This window comes from Mycolicibacterium gilvum, assembly GCF_900454025.1.
GTDB lineage: Bacteria > Actinomycetota > Actinomycetes > Mycobacteriales > Mycobacteriaceae > Mycobacterium > Mycobacterium gilvum.
The window spans coordinates 3,270,175-3,286,164 of sequence record NZ_UGQM01000001.1 but is presented as its reverse complement, the minus strand read 5'-3'; the positions used below and the strand labels follow the sequence as shown (position 1 = coordinate 3,286,164).

General features: G+C 67.8%; 17 protein-coding genes. 9 read left to right on the top strand and 8 right to left on the bottom strand.

What is annotated here, in order from left to right; translation table 11 throughout:
• Nucleotides 1-10: 10 nt before the first annotated feature.
• Nucleotides 11-928, top strand: coding sequence for an alpha/beta fold hydrolase (locus DYE23_RS15305; RefSeq protein ID WP_011894139.1), 918 nt, complete (start codon nt 11-13; stop codon nt 926-928).
• Nucleotides 929-933: 5 nt separating this feature from the next.
• Here the strand turns inward: DYE23_RS15305 and DYE23_RS15300 are convergent, their stop codons facing one another.
• Genes DYE23_RS15300 through DYE23_RS15290 form a run of 3 tightly spaced genes read right to left on the bottom strand, consistent with a single transcriptional unit; the run spans nt 934 to nt 3,270 of the window.
• On the bottom strand, nt 934-1,158 hold the full coding sequence (locus DYE23_RS15300; protein WP_011894140.1) for a hypothetical protein: 225 nt from the start codon (nt 1,156-1,158) through the stop codon (nt 934-936).
• Nucleotides 1,159-1,210: 52 nt separating this feature from the next.
• A complete protein-coding gene (locus DYE23_RS15295) occupies nt 1,211-2,479 on the bottom strand; it encodes a competence/damage-inducible protein A (RefSeq protein ID WP_011894141.1) in 1,269 nt (422 codons plus the stop codon).
• 44 nt (nt 2,480-2,523) lie between these two features.
• Nucleotides 2,524-3,270, bottom strand: coding sequence for a glucose 1-dehydrogenase (locus tag DYE23_RS15290; protein ID WP_011894142.1), 747 nt, complete (start codon nt 3,268-3,270; stop codon nt 2,524-2,526).
• Between the two features lie 80 nt (nt 3,271-3,350).
• On the opposite strand from DYE23_RS15290, the gene DYE23_RS15285 reads away from it, so the two are divergent.
• Nucleotides 3,351-4,427 (top strand): NAD(P)H-dependent amine dehydrogenase family protein, encoded by a 1,077-nt coding sequence (locus tag DYE23_RS15285; protein ID WP_011894143.1) that lies wholly within the window; start codon nt 3,351-3,353, stop codon nt 4,425-4,427.
• Here the strand turns inward: DYE23_RS15285 and DYE23_RS15280 are convergent, their stop codons facing one another.
• Together DYE23_RS15280 and DYE23_RS15275 are read right to left on the bottom strand one after the other, a co-directional pair.
• A complete protein-coding gene (locus DYE23_RS15280) occupies nt 4,428-4,874 on the bottom strand; it encodes an ATP-binding protein (RefSeq protein ID WP_011894144.1) in 447 nt (148 codons plus the stop codon).
• A gap of 45 nt (nt 4,875-4,919) precedes the next feature.
• Nucleotides 4,920-5,309 carry an STAS domain-containing protein gene (locus DYE23_RS15275; RefSeq protein ID WP_011894145.1) on the bottom strand — a complete coding sequence of 130 codons (390 nt, stop codon included), beginning with the start codon at nt 5,307-5,309 and terminating at the stop codon, nt 4,920-4,922.
• Nucleotides 5,310-5,512: 203 nt separating this feature from the next.
• Between DYE23_RS15275 and DYE23_RS15270 the strand changes: the two genes are divergently transcribed.
• The 4 genes from DYE23_RS15270 (at nt 5,513) to DYE23_RS15255 (ending at nt 10,472) form a co-directional block, all read left to right on the top strand.
• The gene (locus DYE23_RS15270) at nt 5,513-6,280 is read left to right on the top strand and encodes an HAD family hydrolase (protein WP_013471610.1); all 768 of its coding nucleotides are present in this window, start codon (nt 5,513-5,515) and stop codon (nt 6,278-6,280) included.
• 53 nt (nt 6,281-6,333) lie between these two features.
• A complete protein-coding gene (locus tag DYE23_RS15265; RefSeq protein WP_011894147.1) occupies nt 6,334-7,467 on the top strand; it encodes a nitronate monooxygenase in 1,134 nt (377 codons plus the stop codon).
• Between the two features lie 150 nt (nt 7,468-7,617).
• Entirely contained in the window at nt 7,618-8,202 is a 585-nt protein-coding gene (locus tag DYE23_RS15260; protein WP_115327562.1) for a TetR/AcrR family transcriptional regulator, read from the top strand.
• 8 nt (nt 8,203-8,210) lie between these two features.
• On the top strand, nt 8,211-10,472 hold the full coding sequence (locus DYE23_RS15255; RefSeq protein WP_115328988.1) for a molybdopterin-dependent oxidoreductase: 2,262 nt from the start codon (nt 8,211-8,213) through the stop codon (nt 10,470-10,472).
• Here the strand turns inward: DYE23_RS15255 and DYE23_RS15250 are convergent.
• Nucleotides 10,469-10,978: a hypothetical protein gene (locus tag DYE23_RS15250; protein ID WP_115327561.1), complete on the bottom strand. Its 510-nt coding sequence runs from the start codon at nt 10,976-10,978 to the stop codon at nt 10,469-10,471. The two genes, DYE23_RS15255 and DYE23_RS15250, sit on opposite strands and share 4 nt — an antisense overlap.
• 157 nt (nt 10,979-11,135) lie before the next feature.
• Here DYE23_RS15250 and DYE23_RS15245 point away from each other — a divergent pair, with 157 nt between their 5' ends.
• Entirely contained in the window at nt 11,136-12,404 is a 1,269-nt protein-coding gene (locus DYE23_RS15245) for a cytochrome P450 (protein WP_115327560.1), read from the top strand.
• Here the strand turns inward: DYE23_RS15245 and DYE23_RS15240 are convergent.
• Nucleotides 12,337-12,705 carry a hypothetical protein gene (locus tag DYE23_RS15240; protein WP_115327559.1) on the bottom strand — a complete coding sequence of 123 codons (369 nt, stop codon included), beginning with the start codon at nt 12,703-12,705 and terminating at the stop codon, nt 12,337-12,339. The two genes, DYE23_RS15245 and DYE23_RS15240, sit on opposite strands and share 68 nt — an antisense overlap.
• 158 nt (nt 12,706-12,863) lie before the next feature.
• On the opposite strand from DYE23_RS15240, the gene DYE23_RS15235 reads away from it, so the two are divergent.
• Entirely contained in the window at nt 12,864-13,598 is a 735-nt protein-coding gene (locus tag DYE23_RS15235; protein ID WP_115328987.1) for a helix-turn-helix domain-containing protein, read from the top strand.
• Between the two features lie 88 nt (nt 13,599-13,686).
• Nucleotides 13,687-14,112, top strand: coding sequence for a lipoprotein LpqH (locus DYE23_RS15230; protein ID WP_115327558.1), 426 nt, complete (start codon nt 13,687-13,689; stop codon nt 14,110-14,112).
• A 24-nt stretch (nt 14,113-14,136) separates the two neighbouring features.
• On the opposite strand, the gene DYE23_RS15225 is transcribed toward DYE23_RS15230, so the two are convergent.
• The gene (locus DYE23_RS15225) at nt 14,137-15,879 is read right to left on the bottom strand and encodes an AMP-binding protein (RefSeq protein ID WP_115328986.1); all 1,743 of its coding nucleotides are present in this window, start codon (nt 15,877-15,879) and stop codon (nt 14,137-14,139) included.
• Nucleotides 15,880-15,990 lie beyond the last annotated feature (111 nt).

The following is a 15,990-nucleotide window of genomic DNA, read 5'->3' as shown; positions in this document are numbered from 1 at the left end:
ACTTTCGGCCATGGCAGTCGAGATCGCCCGCCCCAAGCTCGAAGGCAACATCCTCGTCGGCACCGATCGGAGGCTGGGGTTCGCCGAGTTCGGCGATCCGCAGGGCCGGGCGATCTTCTGGCTGCACGGCACGCCGGGCGCACGCCGTCAGGTCCCGGTCGAGGCCCGGATCTTCGCGGAGAAGAACGGCATCAGGTTGATCGGGGTGGACCGACCCGGCATCGGATCGTCCACGCCGCACGAGTACTCCAAGGTCATCGACTTCGCCGACGATCTGCGCACGGTGGCCGACACGCTCGGCATCCACAAGATGCAGGTCATCGGGCTGTCCGGCGGCGGTCCCTACACCCTGGGGTGTGCCGCGGCCATGCCCGACCGGGTGGTCTCGGTCGGCATCCTGGGCGGGGTGGCGCCGACCCGGGGCGCCGACGGCATCGGTGGCGGCGTGATGGGCCACGTGGGTCTCCCGGTGGCGCCGCTACTGGAGCACGTCGGCACGCCCCTGTCGTTCGTCGCGACCGGCCTGATCCGCCTGATCAAGCCGGTCGCCGAACCCGCGCTGTACCTCTACGCGAGCATCTCCCCCGAAGGTGACCGCAGGCTGCTGGTACGCCCCGAGTTCAAGGCGATGTTCCTCGACGATCTGCTCAACGGAAGCCGCAAGCAACTGGCCGCTCCGTTCGCCGACGTCGTCGTGTTCGCCCGCGACTGGGGCTTCCGCCTCGACGAGGTGAAGGTCCCGGTCCGGTGGTGGCACGGCGACTGCGACCACATCGTGCCGTTCGAGCACGGCAAGCACGTCGTCGCGCTGCTACCGGATGCCGAGTTCCATCCGCTGCCGGGCGAGAGTCACCTCGGTGGGCTGGGTGAGGCCGAGGCGATCATGGGTGCGATGGGAGAACTCTGGGACGGCGCCGGCCAGAGCTGACGTCCTCAGCGCTTGAGCCAGCCGGTGACGGTTGCGAGGTCGTTGCTGTAGGTCTGCAGCAGATCGTCGTGGTAGAGCGAGCCCCCGCTGATCGCCGAGTCGCCCCGCCACACGATGTGGATCCGGACCACGCCCTTGTCGAAATAGTCGCTGCGCTCGGCGACGCGGTGATTCCAGCCGGCCGCCTCGGCGACCGCCGTGACGGTCTGCCGCTCGTCGGTGTCAACCATTCGTGCTTCTCCAACTGTCGGGACTGCGTGGGTGCCAGGCATCCGACCCACCCTAACCGCCGCCGGACAGTGCTCTGCGGAGCAGATGCATCGCGACGGTGGTGGAGCGTTCGCGAACATCTGACCTGTTGCCGGGCAACTGAGAAGTCCGGGTCAGGAATGTGCCGTCGGCCAGGGCGACGCTGAAACAGACCGTGCCGACGGGCTTGGCGGGCGTTCCGCCGCCGGGTCCGGCGATCCCGGTGATGGCGACCGCCGTATCGGCTCCGAACCGTTGCAACGCGCCGGCGGCCATCGCCTCGGCGACGGGTTCGGACACTGCGCCGTGCGCGGCGATCAGCTCGGCGTCGACGCCGAGCAGATCGGTCTTCGCGTCGTTCGAGTAGGACACCACGCCGCCGGCGACGTAGGCCGACGAGCCCGCGCGATCGGTGAGGCGCGCGGCCAGCAGGCCCGCCGTGCACGACTCGGCGGTCGCGATCGTCCGGCCGGCCAGCAACGCGGCGACCTGGTCGTCGACCAGCGCCCCGTCCTCGGAGAACAACTCACGGGAGTGCTTGTCCCGCAACATGTTCAGGAGTCCGTCATAGGCGTCGGCGTCCCGCGGTTCGTACCGGGTCACGATCTCCAGTTCCCCGCGGCGCAGGCACGTCGTGATCTCCAGGCGGTCGAAACCGGCGACGCTGCCCTCGGCCTCCCGTAGCGTCTCGGCGAGACCGGATTCGGGAAGGCCGAACATCCGGACGGTGTCCTGCCGATAACTGACCCGGTCGGCGATCGCGGTCTGTACGGCGTCGGCGGCGACGGCGGCCTGCCACATCGGCTGCAGCTCCCGCGGCGGACCCGGAAGCACCACCACCGTCGGCGTGCCCGGCACCACCACACCGGGGGCGGTACCCACCGGATCGAGGATCACCGCACCGTCGGGAACGAATGCCTGCTTGCGGTTGGCGGCGATGACCGCCGCCGGATCGACGTCGGGGAAACGGGCCATGAGCCTGGTGACGATCTCGCCGATCCTGGTCTCCAGCCCCGGATCGAGCTCCAGCTCGCGACCGCAGAACCGCGACACCACTTCGACCGTCATGTCGTCGGCGGTCGGACCCAGGCCTCCGCTGGTGATGATCAGGTCGACGCCCTGGTCGGCCAGGAACCGCAGCTGCGCCTCGATGTCAGCCGGACGATCGCCGCACAGGGTGATGTGGCTCAGTTCGACGCCCAGTTCCAGCAACCGGTCGGCGAGCCAGGGACCGTTGAGATCCTGGACGCGTCCGGTCAGGACCTCGGTCCCCGTCACCACGATTCCGGCCCGTGCGCTCACGTCAGGAGACCTTACGCACCGCTGCCCGAGGGGACGGTACGCGGCTACTTGTGCGGGACGTCGTTGGTCAGGCCGCCGTCCATGACGAACTCGGCGCCCGTCGAATAGCGGGACTCGTCGCTGGCCAGGAACACCACGAACGTCGCGACCTCCTCGGGCTGCCCGGGACGCCCCAGCGGGATGCGCAGCATGTTGTCGGGGAAGTGCTTGGTCATCGGCGTGCGGATGAATCCCGGGTGCACCGAGTTGACGCGGATGTTGTACTGGCCCAGCTCGAGTGCCGCGGACTTGGTCAGCCCGCGCACGGCCCACTTCGAGGCCACGTACGGGTGGACCATGATCGCGCCGCGCAGACCCTCGATCGAGGAGATGTTGATGATCGAACCGCCGCCGGCGGCCTTCATCGCCTCGACCGACGCCTGCATTCCCAGGAAGGTCCCGGTGAGGTTGACGTCGATCACCTTCTGCCACTTGGCCATGTCGAACTGGCCGATCTGGCCGAGCGCGACGGTGCCGGCGTTGTTGACCAGGACGTTGAGCGTGCCGAAGTCGTTGACCGCGGTGGCCACGGCGGCCTCCCACTGGTCAGCCTGCGTCACGTCGAGATGTACGTAACGGATCGAATCGGGTGTCTGGGCGTTGATCTCGTCGGCGAGCGCCTGCCCCTTCTCGTCGAGGATGTCACCGATCACGACCTTGGCGCCCTCGGCGATCAGAGCCCTCGCGTCCTCGGCGCCCATCCCCTGCGCACCACCGCTGATGAGTGCCACTTTTCCGTCCACGCGTCCCATGGGGCGTCAGGTTACCGCACGGCATCGACACGAATTAGAACCTGTTCCAATCCGGCTCGGCAGCACGCATACTGCTGCCCATGGCTATTCGTGTGGCGCTCATCGGAACCGGCAACTGCGGAAGCCTGGCGCTGCGCCAGCTCATCGAGGACGCCAGGTTCGACCTGGTCGGGGTGTGGGTGTCGACGCCGGCGAAGGTCGGTAAGGACGCCGGTGAGCTCGCGCGGCTGGATGTGACGACGGGGATCGCCGCGACGGACGACCTCGATGCCCTCGTCGCGACCCGCCCCGACTGCGTCGTCTACTGCGCGATGGGCGATGTCCGTCCACGCGAGGCGCTCGCCGACGTCCGCAAGCTGCTGGAAGCGGGCATCAACGTGGTCGGCTCCTCCCCCGGATTCCTGTCCTACCCGTGGGGCGTGATCGGCGACCACACCATCGAGAAGGTGCAAGCCGCTGCGCGGCAAGGCAATTCGAGCTTGTTCATCACCGGGGTCGACCCCGGCTTCGTCACCGACCTGCTGCCGCTGGCCCTGGCGAGCACCTGCCAGCACATCGAGCAGATCCGCACCATGGAGATCGCCGACTACGCCACCTACGACGGCGCGACGGTGATGTTCGACGTGATGGGCTTCGGTAACGAGATCGGTGATCTGCCGTTCCTGTATCAGCCCGGCATGCTCAGCGCCGCCTGGGGCGTGGGCATCCGTCAGCTGGCGGCGGGTCTGGGCGTCGAGGTCGAGGAGATCCGGGACTCCGTCGAGCAGGAACCGGCCCCCGAGGACTTCGAGGTCGCGGTCGGCACGATCCGCAAGGGCACGGTCGCGGCGGTGCGTTTCCTCATCGAGGGCCTCGTCGACGGGCGGCCGGCGATCGTGGTCGAACACATCACGCGACTGCGTGGCGACCTCCGTCCGGACTGGGCCCAGCCCGCCCAGGAGGGCGGCTCATACCGCGTCGAGATCACCGGCGAGCCGTCCTACGTCATGGACATCCGCCCCACCAGTCGCAACGGCGACCACAACTACGCGGCGATCCTCGCCGCGGCGGGGCGCATCGTCAATGCCATTCCTGAGGTGGTCGCGGCAGAAGCCGGCATCCGGACCACGCTTGATCTGCCCTTGGTGACCGGCAACGGCACCTACCGGCCGGCATGATCACAATCGGGTGATGCCGCGCCATTCGAGCTTGACGGTGGTGCCACTGGCCGACGGTTCGATCTCCGCGGAGTCCGACAGCGTTTCCATCAGCGGGATCCCGCGCCCGCGAGTCCGCGGTGCGGGCTCGGTCTGGCGGGTGCGCCACCTCCCGCGATCCTCGACGCAGACCGACAGAGTCTGTGTCGGGGCGTCGTAGACCGCCTGGATGTCCACGGTCCCCGGGCGGTCGGCCTGAACGTAGGCGAACTCGGCCGCATTGGCCAACGCCTCGTTGATCGCGAGCACCACGTCACTGCGACGCACATCGTCGACGTCGAAGAACCGCCGGAGCCACTCTGTGAAGTCCTGACGCACACGGGCCACCGCTCCGGCGTCCGCGGCAAGGCCGAATCGCTCGAAACGTTCGGCATTGGCGACCTCAGTCGGAGGCATGGCATCGATCATGGCAGTCGGTGGCTACCCCACAAAGCACGTTCTTAAGCGACTTTCCTATGTGTCGCGCGCCGCAAGGGCTTCGTCGAGGTTGGAGTACAGCGCAACGATGTCGGCGATACCGACCAGCTTCAGCGGCCTGCTGGTCGCGGGACCGTCCGCCACGACGCTGATCTTCACCTCAGAGCCTGCCTTGTCATGGGCCGCCACCAGCACACCCATACCGGCGGACGCGAGGAACTCGACCTCGGTGAAATCGATCACCACGGCCCCGGGCTTCTGGTTGAGCGCGTCGTCGATCGCCGTCTCCAGCTGGGGCGAGGTGAGCATGTCGACGACGCCGGTCACTGCGACGACAGCCGTCGTGTCGACCCATCGCTGCGTGACGACACATGTCGAAGAGGGTGCCCCTCCGGCGGCCGTGCCCTCGGCTGCTTGCTCGTCCAATGTTCACCTTCCATGTCAGGCCGCTCGTTGCAATCTGCAGAGCGCACATCAGTGCTACTCGCGCAGGCTGCATCCTGAACCCGGCAAGACCAACCTACCGTGGCCGTGTTCGGCGACCAGACGACAGATTAAACCAGGAGGTTGGGCAACGCCCGTAGCATGGCTTGTCAGGCCCGGTGCCTGCCCGCGATACGAGGAGAAAATTGGAGCCTGCCGACGCCGTGACACCGGTCGATCCGGTGGCCCGGATCGAAGCCGGTCCCGAGGGCCCGCAGATCGGTGTCTTCTTCGACCTGGACGGCACGCTCGTCGACGGCTTCACCGCCACCGCACACGCGGGAGACCGCATCCGCCGCCGGCAGGCCCGCATCGGTGAGGTCACCGGGGTGATCGAGGCCGCGATGCGCTACCGGCTCGGCAGGGTGAACTTCGCGAAGCTGCTCGAACGCGCCGCGGGCTACCTGCGTGGCGAGTCGCTGGCCGACCTCGATGCCGTAGGCGAACGGCTGTTCCAGGAGCGCGTGCAGTCGCGGATGTACCCCGTCATGCACGAGATCGTGCTGGCTCATCAGCGCCGTGGGCACACCGTGGTGATGAGCTCGTCGGCGCTGACCATCCACGCCGAGCCGGTGGCGAAGTTCCTGGAGATCGACCACGTGCTGTGCAACCAGTTCGAGGTGGACGCCGAAGGCCGGTTGACCGGGCGCATCGCCAGGCCGGTGATCTGGGGAAAACGCAAGGCGGCCGCGGTGCAGGAGTTCTGTGGGCGGCACGGGATCGCGTTGCAGACCAGCTACTTCTATGCCGACGGGAACGAGGACATCGCGCTGATGTCGCTGGTCGGCCATCCCCGTCCGGTCAACCCGCGGCGCGAATTGGCGGCGATGGCGGCGGCCCGGGGCTGGCCGGTGCTGAGGGTGGAAAATCCCGGCAAGGGCAATCACGGCGGCCTGCGTGGTGTACTAAAGTAGAACACGTTTCAGTTTTGTGTCCTACGTGCCTATAGCCCCACCAGGAGCGGACTATGCATACTCCCCTGTGCGACCAATTGGGTATCGAGTTCCCGATCTTCGCCTTCACCCACTGCCGCGACGTCGTCGTCGCCGTCAGCAAGGCCGGCGGGTTCGGCGTCCTCGGCGCGGTGGGCTTCTCGCCCGAGCAGCTCGAGATCGAGCTGAACTGGATCGACGAGAACATCGGTGACCACCCCTACGGCGTCGACATCGTGATCCCGAACAAATACGAGGGCATGGATGCCGCCGACATGGACCCCGAGGTCCTGAAGAAGACGCTCAACGATCTCGTGCCCGAGGAGCACATCGACTTCGCGAAGAAGATCCTCTCCGACCACGGCGTACCGGTCGACCACAGCGACGACGATGCGCTGCAACTGCTCGGCTGGACCGAGGCGACCGCGACCCCGCAGGTCGAGGTCGCGCTGCGGCACCCGAAGGTCACGATGATCGCCAACGCGCTCGGCACCCCGCCCGCGGACATGATCAAGCACATCCACGACGAGGGCCGTGTGGTCGCGGCACTGTGCGGGTCGCCGTCTCAGGCGCGCAAGCACGCCGACGCCGGGGTGGACATCATCATCGCCCAGGGCGGCGAGGCCGGCGGCCACTGCGGCGAGGTCGGCTCGATCGTTCTGTGGCCGCAGGTGGTCAAGGAGGTCGCACCGGTGCCGGTGCTGGCCGCCGGCGGTATCGGCAGCGGCCAGCAGATCGCGGCGGCGCTGGCGCTGGGCGCGCAGGGCGCGTGGACCGGGTCGCAGTGGGTGATCGTCGAGGAGTCGGAGAACACGCCGGTGCAACACGAGGCCTACATCAAGGCCGGTAGCCGCGACACCGTGCGCAGCCGCTCCTTCACCGGCAAGCCGGCGCGCATGCTGCGCAACGACTGGACCGAGGCGTGGGAGGACGAGAACAACCCCAAGCCGCTCGGAATGCCGCTGCAGTACATGGTCTCCGGAATGGCGGTGGCCGCGACGCACAAGTACCCGAACGAATCCGTCGACGTCGCGTTCAACCCGATCGGCCAGGTGGTCGGTCAGTTCACCAAGGTCGAGAAGACCGCGACGGTGATCGAGCGCTGGGTTCAGGAGTACCTGGAGGCGACCGGCCGGCTCAACGAACTCAACGAGGCGGCAAGCGTCTAGCTCTCCTGCGGTTTCGGTGTAGTTGGCCTTCGGTGTAGTTGGTCTTCGGTGTAGTTGGTCTATGTGGTGTTGACCAACTACACCGAAACCGCGTGTTTTCTGCGCCGGGTTATGTAGTGTTGCATACATACCTCGAAGGGAAGTACGCCTGTGACAACTCCCCGTGAGCGCATGGTCGTCTCGGCCGCGTTGCTGATCCGCGAGCGCGGAGCGCACCCCACGGCCATCGCCGATGTCCTGCAACACAGCGGCGCCCCCCGCGGATCTGCCTACCACTACTTCCCCGGCGGGCGGACGCAGCTCCTGTGCGAAGCCGTCGACTACGCCGCGGAATTCATGGCGGAGCGGCTCAGTCGGGCGTCCTCCAGCCTCGAGGTTCTCGACGACCTGTTCGGTTACTACCGCACACAGTTGCAGGACAGTGACTTCCGTGCCGGATGTCCCGTGGTCGCGGTCGCCGTCGAATCGGGCGATCCGGACAAACCCGAGCAGTCGGCGCCGGTGATCGAGCGCGCCGCAGCGGCGCTCACCCGCTGGAGCGACATCATCGAGCAACGCCTGATCGCCGACGGCGTGCCCAGGGCGGACGCTGCGGCCCTGGCCATGCTGGTGCTCACGTCGTTCGAGGGGGCAATCGTCGTCGCACGAGCGACACGCGACCTGAAACCCCTCGATCTCGTTGCGGGACAGCTGACCTCGCTGATCGACGCCCGGACCGGCACCCGACGGAAGTGAGCACCGCGATGTCCGAACAGCCCAACGGGTGGCAGGCGAGCGCCTGCATCCTGTGCGAGTGCAACTGCGGCATCGTGGTGCAGGTGCGCGACCGCACGCTCGCCCGCATCCGCGGCGACAAAGAACATCCCGCCTCGCGCGGCTACACGTGCAACAAGGCGCTGCGTCTCGACCACTACCAGAACAACCCCAATCGCCTGACCTCCCCGATGCGCCGCCGCCCCGACGGCACCTACGAGGAGATCGACTGGGAAACCGCGATTTCCGAGATCGCCGACGGCTTCCGGGCGATCGCGGCGAACCACGGTGGAGACACGATCCTGTACTACGGCGGGGGCGGCCAGGGAAACCACCTCGGCGGTGCGTACAGCGGAGCCTTCCTCAAAGCCCTGGGCTCCCACTACCGGTCCAATGCGCTGGCTCAGGAGAAGACGGGCGAACACTGGATCGACACACATCTGTATGGCAACCACACCCGCGGCGAGTTCGAACACGCCGAGGTGGCGGTCTTCGTCGGCAAGAACCCGTGGATGTCGCAGAGTTTCCCTCGGGCACGGGTGGTGCTCAACGAGATCGCCAGGGACCCGGGACGGTCCATGATCGTCATCGATCCGGTGATCACCGACACCGCACGGATGGCCGACATCCACCTGCGCGTCCGACCCGGCTCGGACGCGTGGTGTCTGGCGGCGCTCGCCGGGGTGCTGGTGCAGGAAGACCTCTGTGACGACGCCTTTCTCGCCGCACATGTCAACGGCGTCGACGCGGTCCGCGAGGTGCTGCGCGAGGTGCCCGTCGCGGAGTATGCCCGTCGGTGCGGCGTGGACGAGGCGCTGATCCGGTCGGCCGCGCGCCGGATCGCCGCCGCCGGCAGTGTCGCGGTGTTCGAGGACCTCGGCGTCCAGCAGTCGCTGAACAGCACGTTGTGTTCGTACCTGAACAAGATGCTGTGGATCCTGACCGGGAACTTCGCCAAACGTGGTGCGCAGCACCTGCATTCGTCGTTTGCGCCGCTGTTCCGGCCCGGCGGGGTGGGCCGGACACCGGTCACGGGCGCGCCGATCATCGGCGGCCTGATGCCCAGCAACGTGATACCCGAGGAGATCCTCACCGACCACCCCGACCGGTTTCGCGCACTGATCGTCGAAAGCAGCAACCCCGCGCACTCGGTTGCCGACTCGGCAGCGGTTCGCCGCGCGTTCTCCGAACTCGAGCTGTTGGTGGTCATCGACGTCGCGATGACCGAGACCGCCCGCCTGGCCCACTATGTGCTGCCCGCGGCGAGTCAGTTCGAGAAGGTCGAGGCGACGTTCTTCAATCTGGAGTTCCCGCACAACACCTTTCATCTGCGGCACCCGCTGATGGAGCCGCTGCCCGGCACGCTGCCGGAACCGGAGATCTGGGCACGCCTGATGCGTGCGCTCGGCGTCGTCGACGATGCCGAGCTCGCGCCGTTGCGCAGGGCCGCCGCCCAAGGCCTGCCGGCCTACACCGAGGCCTTCCTGACCGCGGTCTCGGCGAACCCCGGCCTGGGCAAGGTGCTGCCGTTCGTGCTGTACGAGACCTTGGGACCCACCCTGCCCGAGGGTCTTTCAGGGGCTGCAGCGCTGTGGGGGCTGGCGCAGAAGGCGGCCTTGACCTATCCCGAGGCGGTACACCGGGCGGGGCACGCCGACGGCAACGCGCTGTTCACCGCGATCCTCGACGGACGTTCGGGGGTGACGTTCACCGAGCACGAGTACCAGGATGACTTCGCTCTGATCAGTCACCCCGACCGCAGGATCGCACTGGAGATCCCTGAGATGCTCGCGGACATCCGGGCCCTGGCCGACGCTGCGGACGCCCTGACCGACGACGAGTTCCCGATCGTGCTGTCCGCGGGCGAGCGGCGCGCCTACACCGCCAACGACATCATCCGCGACCCCGCGTGGCGTACCCGTGACCCCGACGGAGCGCTACGGGTCAGCGTGCACGACGCCGCTGTGCTGGGCCTGGTCGACGGTGGCCGTGCGCGCATCACCACGGCAGCGGGCACTGCGGAGGCGACGGTGGAGATCAGTGAGGCGATGTTGCCCGGGCACGCGTCGTTGCCGAACGGTTTCGGGGTGGACCATCTCCGTCCGGACGGGGAATCCCTGTCCCCGGGCGTCGCACCGAACACGTTGACGTCGAGCGCTCGGCGCGACGCGTACGCCGGGACGCCGTGGCACAAACACGTGCCTGCGCGGATCGAGAGGGTGTGTGCCGACGGTCTCGTCGGTGTGACCTAAGGGGCCGGCGCGGGAGCCGGCGCCGGCGCCGGTGCGGGGGGCACCGGAGACATGGCCTGCTGCGGGCCCGAGCTCATGGGCCGCTGCGTCAGGAGCAGCAGGGCGTCGCTGCCGCTGACCTCCTGGGTGCGCATCGCATGCCACAACTCCCGGAAGTAACCGAAACGACCCTGCTGGGTCGGGGTGACACTGGTGCCGGGCGGGAGGTTCTCCGGGCTCGCCAGATGGGGGACGCCGGCATCGGGCGCCGGTGCGGCCAGAGGAAGAGCAGCCGGGTCGCCGGCGGCTGCGACCACCGGAGCGGCCGGGGCCGCGGGCGCGACCGGCGTGGGGATCGGGGCCTCGGGTGCGGCCAGTGGTGCGGGCGCCGACAGCAGAGCCGGAACCGGCTCGGGCAGTGCCGGTCCTGCGGGTTCGGCCAGTGCCGTCGGTGCGGCGGCCATCAGTGTCGCGGCGGCGGCCGCCCCGATGATCGACGCCGTCTTCGCGCGGAAACCGAACTTCACGATGCATCCTCCCGGTCCCTGGTGTTGTCACAGAATGCATCAGATCCGCGGGCCATTTCGTTACAACCGCAGACTGACGTTTGCGCAACTTCGCCACCCCCGGTAGCCCGGTGGTGTAGCAATGCGGTACGGCCAGTCGACGCTTAGGAGCGAATGCATGGCGACTCCGACCCTGCCCCCCGGATTCGACTTCACCGATCCCGACCTCAACCGTGAACGGCTGCCCGTGGAGGAACTCGCCGAGCTCCGTCGCTGCGCGCCGATCTGGTGGAACGAGCAGCCCGACGGCATCGGGGGGTTCGGTGACGGCGGCTACTGGGTGGTGACCAAACACCACGATGTCAAGGAGATCTCCAAACGCAGCGATGTGTTCTCCAGCGAGGTGAAGACGGCGCTCCCCCGGTACCCGGAGGGCTCCACCGGCGAGCAGATCGAGACCGGGAGCCTCGTGCTGCTCAACATGGACGCCCCGCGCCACACCCATCTGCGCAAGATCATCTCGCGCGGCTTCACCCCGCGGGCGGTCGAGCGGTTGCGCGACGACCTCAACGCCCGGGCGCAGAACATCGCGAAGACGGCGGCGTCGGCGGGCTCCGGCGACTTCGTCGAGCAGGTGTCCTGTGAACTTCCTCTGCAGGCGATCGCCGGGCTTCTCGGGGTGCCGGTGGACGACCGCAAGAAGCTGTTCGACTGGTCCAACCAGATGGTCAGTGACGACGACCCCGAGTACGCCCACTACGACAACCGCAATGCGGCAACCGAACTGATCATGTATGCGATGCAGTTGGCCGCCGTGCGCGCGGAGCATCCGGGCGAGGACATCGTGACCAAGCTGATCGAGGCCGACGTCGACGGTCACAAGCTCTCCGACGACGAGTTCGGATTCTTCATGGTGCTGCTCGCGGTCGCGGGCAACGAGACCACGCGCAATTCGATCACCCACGGCATGATCGCGTTCACCGAGCACCCCGACCAGTGGGAGCTCTACAAACGCGAGCGCCCCGTCACCGCGGTCGACGAGATCGTGCGGTGGGCCACGCCGGTGACCTCTTTCCAGCGCACCGCGCTGACCGACTACGAACTGTCGGGAGTGCAGATCAGGAAGGGCCAGCGGGTCGTCATGTCCTACCGGTCGGCGAACTTCGACGAGGAGGTCTTCGAGGACCCGTTCAGGTTCGACATCCTGCGCGACCCGAACCCGCACGTCGGATTCGGCGGAACCGGTGCGCACTACTGCATCGGCGCCAATCTGGCGCGGATGACGATCGACCTGATGTTCAATGCGATCGCAGACCACATGCCGGATCTCAGCGCGATCGGCACCCCCGACAGGCTCCGGTCGGGCTGGCTCAACGGCATCAAACACTGGCAGGTCGACTACAGCGGGCAGGGCTGCCCGGTTGCGCACCAGGTGCATCAGTCGTGACGCCGGGATAGTCGAGGATCGACCGCCAGTAGTCCTCGGGGATCTCCTGGCCGGCCCGCAGCACGATCGCCAACCCGGTCGCCATCGCGACGCCGAGCACGCCCAGCCACAGCCCCGCCAGGGCGATTCCCACCCACAGCGCCGCGGTGAGCGCGGGCCACGGCGACACCACGATCAGCGCGGGGGCGAAGAAGAATCCCAGCCCGATGTACCAGGACGATCCCGCGCGATCGCACCGAAGGACGACTCGCAGCCATCGCGGGATCGCCGCCGTGGTCGGGTGCACTGTCTTCGATGTCATCGCCGATTTCGAGAACATGGTGTGCCTCTCTCCCCTGTCCACTCCAGGGTGCGGCCGTCAGGTATGCGCCGCAATTACCTCCGAGGTAGTGGTCTGACCGCAGCGCGTGCAGCAGACTCGTGGGCGTGACCGCAGCGGACATCGGATTCGGCACCCTGATGCGCGGCTGGCGGCAGCGTCGGCGGCTCAGTCAGCTGGAGCTGGCTCTTGACGCCGGTGTGTCGGCGCGCCACATCAGCTTCGTCGAGACGGGGCGCGCAAAACCCAGCCGCGCCATGGTGTTACGTCTGGCATGGGTGCTCGGCGTGCCCCAGCGCGACCAGAACCGGATGTTGATCGCCGCCGGTTTCGCGCCCGCGTACACCGAGCGACCCCTCGACTCGCCGGACATGGCCGCGGTGCGGGCGGGTGTTGCGCGGGTGCTGGACGCCTACGAGCCGTTCCCGTGTGTGGTCGTCAGCCGCGGATGGTGGATTCTGCAGACCAATGCCGGTGCCGGGGTGTTGCTCGACGGCGTCGCTGCGCATCTGCTCGAGCGGCCCAACGCGTTGCGCATCGCGCTTCACCCCGACGGGCTGGCCCCGCGGATCGGAAACCTCGCGCAGTGGCGCACCCATCTGATCGAGAGGTTGCGCCGGGAAGTGGCGGCTGACGGATGTGCGGAGTTGAGTGAGCTGCTCGCCGAAATCGAGTCCTATCCGGGCGGATTCGAGGATTCACCGGATCTGGGTGGGGTTGCCGTGCCTCTCGTGCTCCGGATCGCCGGCGGTCGCACGCTGAGGTTTCTGAGCACGGTGACGACGTTCGGAACCGCGCTGGACCTCACCGCCGCCGAGCTCAGCGTCGAGGCCTTCCTCCCGGCCGACGATGCGACTGCCGCCCTGCTGCGATGAGCGGGCACCCGCCGGTGTCCGGGACCCGCGCCGCAAACCCGGGCATTCCGGCCGGACACGGGCGTCCGAGCGAATAAAGTCGGGCGGCATGTTGACCCGACATCTCATGGTGGCCGTCGCCGGCAGTGCCCTCGTCCTCGGCGTTGCCGGCTGTTCGACCCCCGAGCCCGCGCTCGGTGGCACCACCGCGACCGTCTCGATCGACGGTGACGACACCGGCGGTGAACACGTGGTCCGCTGCCATCAGGCGGGATGGTCGTGGTTCATCGAGACGCCGGAAGAGGACAGCGGCTTCGTCGCCGTGGTGTCCACCGGCGAGACGGTCACGGCGGAGTCGGTGAACTTCCGTGGCTTCGGCGGATTCACCGGCTCCTTCTGGGCCGACAACATCGGCGACGCCGAGGTCACCACCGACGGCGGCTCGTTCACGATCTCCGGCACCGCCGACGGCGCGTTCGACGACAGGCCGAGCGAGGCGGTGTCGGCGACGTTCCGTATCGAGGCCGACTGCTGAGCCCGGGCTTTCGCGGGCCGCGCCTCAGGAGTTCAAGCGGGCAAACCGATTTCGGCGGTACTCCTCGGCGCAGGACTGTCTGCGGATCTTGCCGCTGGTGGTGATCGGGATGGAGCCCGGGGCCACCAGCACCAGATCTGCGATCGAGAGTCCGTGCGCCGTGGAGATCGCCGAGGTGATGTCCCGGGTGGCGTCGGTGAACTGCTCGGCGGAATCGCCGCGCTTCTTGAACTCCGCGATCGCGACCAGCTGCTCGACACCGTCGAGCGGGACCGAGATCGCCGCGACGCGGCCCTTGGTGATCTCGGAGATCGTCGCCTCGATGTCCTCGGGTGCGTGGTTGCGGCCGTAGACGATCAGCAGGTCCTTGATCCGGCCGACGATGAACAGCTGCCCTTCGGAGATGAAGCCCAGGTCACCGGTGCGCAACCATGGTCCTTCCGGGGTGCCCGCCGACGGCTCGACCAGCGTGGCCCGAAAGACCCGTTCGCTGTCCTCGGGTTTGCGCCAGTAGCCCAGACCGACGTTGTCGCCGTGCACCCAGACCTCGCCCGTGGATCCGTCGGCACACTCGGTCCGGGTCTCGGGGTCGACGATCCGCACCGTCGGGGAGAGCTCCGACAGCGGAGTGTCGTAGGCGACCAGTGGGGTGCCCCCGCTATTCACGGACCTCGTGGCGGTGCCGGCTGACAGTTGGTCGGGTTCGAAGTCGACGATGGCCGGCGGCAGGCCCGGCCTGACCGTCGCGACGTAGAGCGTCGCCTCGGCGAGTCCGTAGGACGGCTGGATGACCCGTTCGTCCAGGTTGAAGGCCGCGAACCGGTCGGTGAACCGCTTGAGCGTGGTGGGATTCACGCGCTCGGCGCCGCTCTGGATGATGAAGACGTCGCCGAGATCGTGGTCGGCCATGTCGGCATCGGTGGTCTTGCGGGTCGCCAGCTCGAACGCGAAGTTCGGTGCCGACGAGAACGCCGCGGAGTTGTCCGCCAACATCTGCATCCAGCGTGCCGGCCGCTCCAGGAACGCCAGCGGGCTGGTGAGAACGGTGTGGTAACCGCCGTACACGGGCGTGCACACGCCCATGATCAACCCGAGATCGTGGTAGAAGGGCAGCCACGACACCACCGTCATGTCAGGGGGCGCCACCCCGCCGACGTCGACGGCGTAGTCGGTCGTGATCTGTTGCACGTTGGTCAACAGGTTCTTGTAGGAGATCATCACCCCGGCCGGACTGCGGGTCGACCCGGAGGTGTACTGCAGGTACGCGATGCCCTGGTCGTCCGGGTCGGTGAACCCGAAGCTCGACCGCCCCGCAGCCTCCAGGTCCAGGAGGTCGATCTCGACGACGGACGCCGCTGACTCCCCCGGCCTGGCCGATACGTGTGCGGCGACGTCACCGGCCACGGCGGAGGTGGTGAGCACGACCGTCGGCGCAGCGTCCCGCAGTACCGAGTCGACCCGTTCGTCGGCCACGCCGCCTTGTGGCACCGACAGCGGCACGGCGATCAGCCCGGCCTCCAGCGCGCCGAGGAACCCGACGATGTAGTCGAGACTCTGCGGAGCCGAGATCACGGCGCGATCGCCCGGAGAGGTGCACAGCCGAAGCTCGCGAGCCACGTTCGACACCTGCCGGTACAGCTGGGGCCAGGTGAGGCTCTCCGGGATGCCGGCGGGGTCCTTCTCGTAGTCGACGAACGTGTACGCCGTGTCGTCCGGCTGAAGGCTGGCGCGTTCGCGCAACAACGCCGGGATCGATGTCTCAACCACCTCTGTCACGCGATGCAAATTACCGCAGGCGTCAATCCCGCACCGTTGAACACGAAAGTTGCCCGCGGCGGCGGGCCTGACGTCGGCCCACGGGTGCCGACTTGCGGCCAT

What these genes read in the sequence shown, in the direction of transcription:
- DYE23_RS15245 (WP_115327560.1), top strand. Translation starts at nt 11,136, where the DNA reads ATGGCGACTCCGACCCTGCCCCCCGGATTCGACTTCACCGATCCCGAC.
- DYE23_RS15265 (WP_011894147.1), top strand. Translation starts at nt 6,334, where the DNA reads ATGCATACTCCCCTGTGCGACCAATTGGGTATCGAGTTCCCGATCTTC.
- DYE23_RS15235 (WP_115328987.1), top strand. Translation starts at nt 12,864, where the DNA reads ATGCGCGGCTGGCGGCAGCGTCGGCGGCTCAGTCAGCTGGAGCTGGCT.
- DYE23_RS15230 (WP_115327558.1), top strand. Translation starts at nt 13,687, where the DNA reads ATGTTGACCCGACATCTCATGGTGGCCGTCGCCGGCAGTGCCCTCGTC.
- DYE23_RS15300 (WP_011894140.1), bottom strand. Translation starts at nt 1,158, where the DNA reads ATGGTTGACACCGACGAGCGGCAGACCGTCACGGCGGTCGCCGAGGCG.
- DYE23_RS15240 (WP_115327559.1), bottom strand. Translation starts at nt 12,705, where the DNA reads ATGACATCGAAGACAGTGCACCCGACCACGGCGGCGATCCCGCGATGG.
- DYE23_RS15290 (WP_011894142.1), bottom strand. Translation starts at nt 3,270, where the DNA reads ATGGGACGCGTGGACGGAAAAGTGGCACTCATCAGCGGTGGTGCGCAG.
- DYE23_RS15255 (WP_115328988.1), top strand. Translation starts at nt 8,211, where the DNA reads ATGTCCGAACAGCCCAACGGGTGGCAGGCGAGCGCCTGCATCCTGTGC.
- DYE23_RS15285 (WP_011894143.1), top strand. Translation starts at nt 3,351, where the DNA reads ATGGCTATTCGTGTGGCGCTCATCGGAACCGGCAACTGCGGAAGCCTG.
- DYE23_RS15280 (WP_011894144.1), bottom strand. Translation starts at nt 4,874, where the DNA reads ATGATCGATGCCATGCCTCCGACTGAGGTCGCCAATGCCGAACGTTTC.
- DYE23_RS15305 (WP_011894139.1), top strand. Translation starts at nt 11, where the DNA reads ATGGCAGTCGAGATCGCCCGCCCCAAGCTCGAAGGCAACATCCTCGTC.